The sequence below is a fragment of the Nocardioides sp. genome (assembly GCF_036374615.1).
Taxonomy (GTDB): domain Bacteria; phylum Actinomycetota; class Actinomycetes; order Propionibacteriales; family Nocardioidaceae; genus Nocardioides.
Map to the genome: position 1 here is coordinate 1 of NZ_DASUTK010000165.1, position 6,036 is coordinate 6,036.

At 71.5% G+C, this 6,036-nt stretch carries 7 protein-coding genes; all 7 read right to left on the minus strand.

From position 1 onward, the window contains the following. Positions 1-421, minus strand: a 421-nt coding sequence (locus VFZ39_RS12890) for an indole-3-glycerol phosphate synthase TrpC (protein WP_330866171.1), incomplete at its 3' end; no start/stop codon positions are given. A 10-nt stretch (positions 422-431) separates the two neighbouring features. Next, entirely contained in the window at positions 432-632 is a 201-nt protein-coding gene (locus VFZ39_RS12895) for an HGxxPAAW family protein (protein ID WP_330866172.1), read from the minus strand. 51 nt (positions 633-683) lie between these two features. After that, on the minus strand, positions 684-1,253 hold the full coding sequence (locus tag VFZ39_RS12900) for a Trp biosynthesis-associated membrane protein (RefSeq protein ID WP_330866173.1): 570 nt from the start codon (positions 1,251-1,253) through the stop codon (positions 684-686). Further along, positions 1,250-1,600 carry a phosphoribosyl-AMP cyclohydrolase gene (gene hisI, locus VFZ39_RS12905; protein ID WP_330866174.1) on the minus strand — a complete coding sequence of 117 codons (351 nt, stop codon included), beginning with the start codon at positions 1,598-1,600 and terminating at the stop codon, positions 1,250-1,252. Before hisI ends, VFZ39_RS12900 begins: the two co-directional genes overlap by 4 nt. 98 nt (positions 1,601-1,698) lie before the next feature. Further along, a complete protein-coding gene (locus tag VFZ39_RS12910; RefSeq protein WP_330866175.1) occupies positions 1,699-3,510 on the minus strand; it encodes an ABC transporter ATP-binding protein in 1,812 nt (603 codons plus the stop codon). Continuing rightward, entirely contained in the window at positions 3,507-5,348 is a 1,842-nt protein-coding gene (locus tag VFZ39_RS12915) for an ABC transporter ATP-binding protein (protein ID WP_330866176.1), read from the minus strand. The genes VFZ39_RS12910 and VFZ39_RS12915 overlap by 4 nt, the downstream gene beginning before the upstream one ends. 76 nt (positions 5,349-5,424) lie before the next feature. After that, positions 5,425-6,036: imidazole glycerol phosphate synthase subunit HisF (gene hisF / locus VFZ39_RS12920; protein ID WP_330866177.1), on the minus strand; the 612-nt coding region annotated here is incomplete at its 5' end.

Genomic DNA, 6,036 nt, shown 5'->3' on the forward strand with positions numbered 1-6,036 from the left:
CGACGATCAGCAGCGCGATGTCCGCGCCGGCGGCGCGGGTCTCGAGCAGCTGATAGGGCTCGACGATGAAGTCCTTGCGGAGCAGCGGTACGTCGACTGCGGCCCGCACCCGGCGCAGGTCGGCCAGGCTGCCGCCGAACCGGCGCTCCTCGGTCAGCACGCTGACAGCGGCGGCACCGCCGGCGGCGTACTGGCGCGCGAGGTCAGCAGGGTCGGGGATGTCGGCGAGGTCGCCCTTGCTGGGGCTGCGCCGCTTGACCTCGGCGATCACGCTGGAGCCGGCGGCGCGGAAGTGCGGCATCGGGTCGCGTGGCGGATCGACGTCGGCGAGCGCCGCGCGGAGCTCGGCGACCGGCGCGTCGGCGCGCCGGCGTTCGAGATCGACCCGGACCCCGGCGACGATGTCGTCGAGGACGGACACCGGACGCGACTCAGTGATCGGAGGCGTGCAGGCCGAGCTTGGCCATCACGCCGAAGACGACGAACGACCCCACGGCGATGGCGCAGCCGATCCAGAACAGCGGCATGTTGACCGGGTCGAGCATGAGGGCGACGCTGCCGACGATGAACCCGACCATCGCCACCGTGACGCCCGTCCAGGCGGCGGGGGTGTTGCCGTGGTGGTCAGACATGCGGGGCTCCTCGAGGCGTGTGGGCGGTGCGACGCCAGTGTAGTGAAGCGGTCAGGCGGTGGGGTCGCGCCCCTCGTCCATGGATTTCCACAGGTCGAGACTGGTCCGGTCCTCCGGTGGCGGCTGCTGCCGGTCGGCTCCGGGGGCGTCGTACCGCGTGCCCATCTCGGGCCACGCAGGGCACCACGCCACCGCCAGCGAGGTGGCCGCGATCGACACCGCGATCGCGAGCAGCGCGGCCCAGTACCAGCCGGTGAGCTCGGTCTCGGGCGACTCCGCACCGGCCTCCCGCAGCGACTCGACCAGCGAGTCGGGGAGCCGGGTCCAGCCGGCGTACGCGACCACCGCCAGCCCCAGGGCCGACAGCAGCCCGAGACCGGCGACGATCCGTCGTACGACGCCGCGGGTCACCAGCACCACGCCCCAGCTCGCGAGCAGGACCAGGCTGACCGCCGCGGCCAGCGCCATCTCACCATCCTCGGGGGCGATCGGCATCACCAGCGCCGCGTCGGCGGGATCCGCCAGTCGCGCCCACGGCTGGGCCGAGGCCACCGCGGCGAGCACGGCGGCGGCGATCCCGAGGACGGCGACCGGCCCGAACGTGCGCCGGCGGTCGGTCATCGGGTGTGCACCACGCCGGTGTCGAAGCAGGTGCGGTCACCGGTGTGGCAGGCGGCGCCGTGCTGGTCGACCTTCACCAGCAGCGTGTCGCCGTCGCAGTCGAGCCGGATCTCCCGCACGTCCTGGGTGTGGCCTGACGTCTCACCCTTGACCCAGTACTCCTGACGGGACCGGGACCAGTACGTCCCGCGACCGGTCTCGATCATCGTCGCCAGCGCCACGTCGTCGACCCACGCCAGCATCAGCACCTCTCCGGTGTCGTGCTGCTGCACGATGGCGGGCACCAGACCCTCGGCGTTCCACTTCACGTGGGACTCGATCTCCGGATCCAGGGACGTCTCGCTCACGTCCTCGATGATCCCACGGCCGTTCAGTCGCGCGGGTGCGGCCCTTCCTCCCGCAAGTCCGCCGCAAGTGCGCGATTCGACCGCCGCAAGTCCGCGAATCAACGGGAGAGCTGGGCGACCCAGGACTGGTGGAGGCCGAAGTAGACGGTGCCCTCCTGGCGGACCAGCTCCGCGTGCGGGCCGCGCTGCACGATCCGACCGCGGTCGACGACCACCACCTCGTCGGCGTTCTCGGCCGTGGAGAGTCGGTGGGCGATCGTGACCGAGGTCCGGCCCGACATCAGCCGTTCCAGCGCCCGTCCGATCCGCATCTCGAGCTGGGGGTCGACCGCGCTGGTGGCCTCGTCGAGGACCAGCAGGTCGGGATCGGCGAGGTGAGCACGCAGCAGCGCCACGAGCTGCCGCTCGCCGGCCGAGAGCGACTCACCCCGCTGCCCGACCTTCGTGTGCAGGCCGCGCGGCAACCCGGCCACCCAGTCGGCCAGGCCGAGCTCGGCTGCGCTCGCCAGGATCTCGTCCTCGGTCGCGTCGAGCTTCCCGTAACGGACGTTGGCGGTGATCGTGTCGTCGAAGAGGAAGCCCTCCTGCGGGACCAGCACCACGCTCGATCGCAGGCTGTGGGCCGCGATGTCTCGGACGTCGATACCGTCGAGCAGCACCCGTCCCTCGGAGGGGTCCATCAGCCGGGTGAGGAGCTTGGCGAACGTCGACTTGCCAGACCCGGTCTCGCCGACGATCGCGACCCGGATCCCGGAGTCGATGGTCATGGACACGTCGCGCAGCACCGGCGGACCGCCGGGGTAGGCGAACGAGACGTCCTCGAACGTCACGTCGATCGGCCCGCGCGGCAGCACCCGCCCGTCGGGCCCGGGGTCGATCAGGTCCGCGGGGGTCTCCAGGATCCCGATCACGCGGCGCCAGCTCGCGATCGCGTTCTGGGCGTCGGTGAGGATCTGGGTGCCCATCTGCACCGGGCCTACGAACAGCGTCACCAGGAACGCGAACGCCAGCACGGTGCCGGCAGTCATGCCGCCGGTGATGCCGAGCAGCACGCCGACGATCAGGACGCCCGCGTTGGCGAGGCCGGCGGAGAGTCCGCCCAGCGAGAACGAGACGACGGTGTACTGCTGCGCCTTCACGCTGGCCGCCTTGAACTCGTCGATCGCAGTGTCGATCCGCTCCTGGGTGCGGGCCTCGACGGCGTACGACCGGACCACCTCGGCACCCACGACCGGCTCGGAGATCGCCGAGAGCAGCACGCCCACCTGGTGGCGCACCACGGCGTACGCCGCGGTCAGCTTCCGCTGGAACCACCGGATGGAGAGGAACAGCGGAGCGAACGCGAACCAGACGACCAGCGCGAGCTCCCAGCTGTAGACGAACATGATCACGCTCGCCACGAGCATCTGACCGACGCTGACGACGAACAGCAGTCCGCCGAACACCAGGAACTGGCTGACCTGGTCGACGTCGCTGGTCACCCGCGACACGAGGGCACCCCGCCGCTCGGTGTTCTGGGTCAGCAGTGGCAGGTCGTGCACGTGGCGGAACGCCTTGATGCGGAGCGTGGCGAGCCCGCGCTCGGAGGTGCGGAACAGCCTGCTGGTCATGAAGTACGACGCGAGGCTGGTCACGCCGATCGCGGCCGCGGCCAGAAGTCCCATCCAGACCACGAACGAGACGTCGGGGCCACCGGGGGTGTTGATGCCGCGGTCGAGGGTCTGCTGCACGGCGATCGGCACGATCACCTGACCGCACGAGGCGAGCACCGCGAACACCAGCGTGAGCCCTATCCCCTCCTTGAGCTCGGGGCTGACCGCCACGCCGCGGCGGATCGTCTCGATCGGGGCGAGGTCCTCGCCCGTGTCCATCCTGGTGCCGGAGGTGCGCTCGTCGCTCACGGTGCTCATCGACGCTCACCTGCCCCGGTGGCCTCGTCGTGGGCGGCGTGCTCGTAGGCGTTCACGAGCCGTGCGTACGCCGGGCTGCGCTCGATCAGCTCCGCGTGAGTTCCGCGGTCGACGATCCGGCCGTCGGCGAGGTGCACCACCTCGTCCGCGAGCGAGATGGTCGCCTTGCGGTAGGCCACCACCACGACCGTGCCACCGCTCTCGTCACCGCGCAGCGTGGCCAGGATCCGGGCCTCGACCTCCGGGTCCACCGCGGAGGTCGCGTCGTCGAGGATCAACAGCCGTGGTTTGCGCACCAGCGCCCGGGCCAGGGAGATCCGCTGCCGCTGCCCGCCGGAGAGCGACGTACCGCGTTCACCGAGCTCGGTGTCGAGTCCGTGTGGCAGTGCGGCCACGAATCCGTCGGCCTCGGCCGCGCGCAGCGCCGCCCAGACCTCCTCGTCGGGCACGTCGGCACCGAGGGTGACGTTGTCGCGGACGGTGTCGTCGAAGAGGAACGCGCTCTGGCCCACGACCGAGACCGAGTCGGCGAGCTCGCCGGGGGCCAGGTCGCGCAGGTCGACGCCGTCGATCAGGATCCGCCCCGAGTCGGGGTCGACCAGCCGGGTGAGCAGCGTGGTGAGCGTGCTCTTGCCGGACGCGGTCGCACCTACGATCGCGACCGTGCGCCCTGGCGCGACGTCGAAGGTGACCCCCTGGAGCACCGGGGTGTCCGGGTCGTAGGCGTAGCCGACCCGGTCGACCTCGAGGTGGGCGCCGGAGCTCTCCTCGGGGAGCTCGACGCCGCCGTACGGCATCGCGCCGGTCGCCTCGACGACCCGCTGGGTGCGGTGGAAGCCCACCACGCTGCGCGGGAACTCGCCGAGCAGCCAGCCGATCGAGCGGATCGGGAACGACACGATGGTCAGCAGGTAGGCCACGGTCACCACGTCACCGGGATCGGTGGCGCCGTTGAGCACGCGCTGCACACCCACCACGAGCACAATGAGGACGCCGAGGTTCGGCAGCGACGCGAGAACCGGGTCGAACCCGGCGCGGATCCGGCCGGCCCGGACGTTGACGTCACGCAGCTCGTGGGCCTTGGCGGTGAACCGGTCGGTCTCCTCGCCCTCGCGGCCGAGCGTCTTGACCACCAGTGCGCCGTCGAACGACTCGTGGGCGATCTCGCTGACCTCGGCACGCAGCCCTTGCGCCCGCGTCATCAGGGGCGAGGACCACTTCTGGTAGAAGAGGTTGACCGCGACGACCATGGGGAAGATCAGCAGCCCGACGACGGCCAGCGCGACGTCGGCCGCCAGCATCTGGGCGACCGCGATCACCATCATCACGACCGTGCCGACCGCCATCGGCAGCGGCGCGATCGGACCCCAGGCGGCCTCGACGTCGGAGTAGGCGTTGGACAGCAGCTGACCGGTGGGGTGCCGCTGGTGCCACTCCATCGGGAGCCGGAGGTACTGGCGGGTGACGGCGCGACGGGTGTGGGCCTGCATCCGGTACTGCATGACGCCGGCTCCGAGCCGTCGAGCGACGATCCCGACCGCGCGCAGCAGCGCCACCCCGAAGAACAGGGCCAGCACCGCCCACAGCATGTCGGCACCGATCTCGCCCGTGCGGAACGCGGGCACGATCACGTGGTCGGTCGCCCAGCCGAGCACCCAGGCGTCGGCGACGGTCATCGCACCGAACAGGAAGCTGCCGAGCGTGGAGAGGACGAAGATGGCGGGCTCTCGCTTGATCGCGACGCCGAGTACGGCGAAGCCCTCCCGGGTGGTCGACCCGCGGTGCTCGCCCCACTCGTCGGTCACTGCTGCCCGTGCTCCCCTCGTCTGGCCGGCCACGATCCGGCTCCGCCCCAACCAGGGCGTCCGGTCAGGCTATTCCTCGGCGCCGACATCGCCCAATCTCCGGACGGCGCTACGCCCGCACCGCGTGGCCCGCAGCGGCCAGCGCGGCCTTGACCTCGCCGACGCGGAGCGTGCCGAAGTGGAAGACGGTCGCGGCGAGGACGGCGTCGGCGCCGGCCTCCACGGCCGGCGCGAAGTGCTCCACCCGGCCGGCGCCGCCCGAGGCGATGACGGGCACGGTCACCTCGCGGCGTACGGCCTCGATCAGGGGTACGTCGAAGCCGTCGGTGGTGCCGTCGGCGTCCATCGAGTTGAGCAGGATCTCCCCCGCTCCGAGGTCGGCCGCGCGGGACGCCCAGGCGACCGCGTCCAGACCCGCGGACTGACGGCCACCGTGTGTGGTGACCTCGAAACCGGAGTCGGTGCTCGCCGCCCGGCGAGCGTCGACCGACAGCACCAGCACCTGTCGGCCGAAGCGGTCGGCGATCTCGCTGACCAGCTCGGGCCGAGCGATCGCGGCGGTGTTGACGGCGACCTTGTCGGCGCCGGCCCGCAGCAGCCGGTCGACGTCCTCGGTGCTGGCGACTCCGCCGCCGACCGTCAACGGGATGAAGACCTCCTCGGCGCACCGCGAGACGACCTCCATCGTGGTGGCACGCCCCTCGTGCGAGGCGGAGATGTC

Coding starts and splice junctions, on each gene's coding strand:
- VFZ39_RS12900 (WP_330866173.1), bottom strand. CDS start 1,253: ATGACCGACCGCCGGCGCACGTTCGGGCCGGTCGCCGTCCTCGGGATC.
- VFZ39_RS12910 (WP_330866175.1), bottom strand. CDS start 3,510: ATGAGCACCGTGAGCGACGAGCGCACCTCCGGCACCAGGATGGACACG.
- VFZ39_RS12895 (WP_330866172.1), bottom strand. CDS start 632: ATGTCTGACCACCACGGCAACACCCCCGCCGCCTGGACGGGCGTCACG.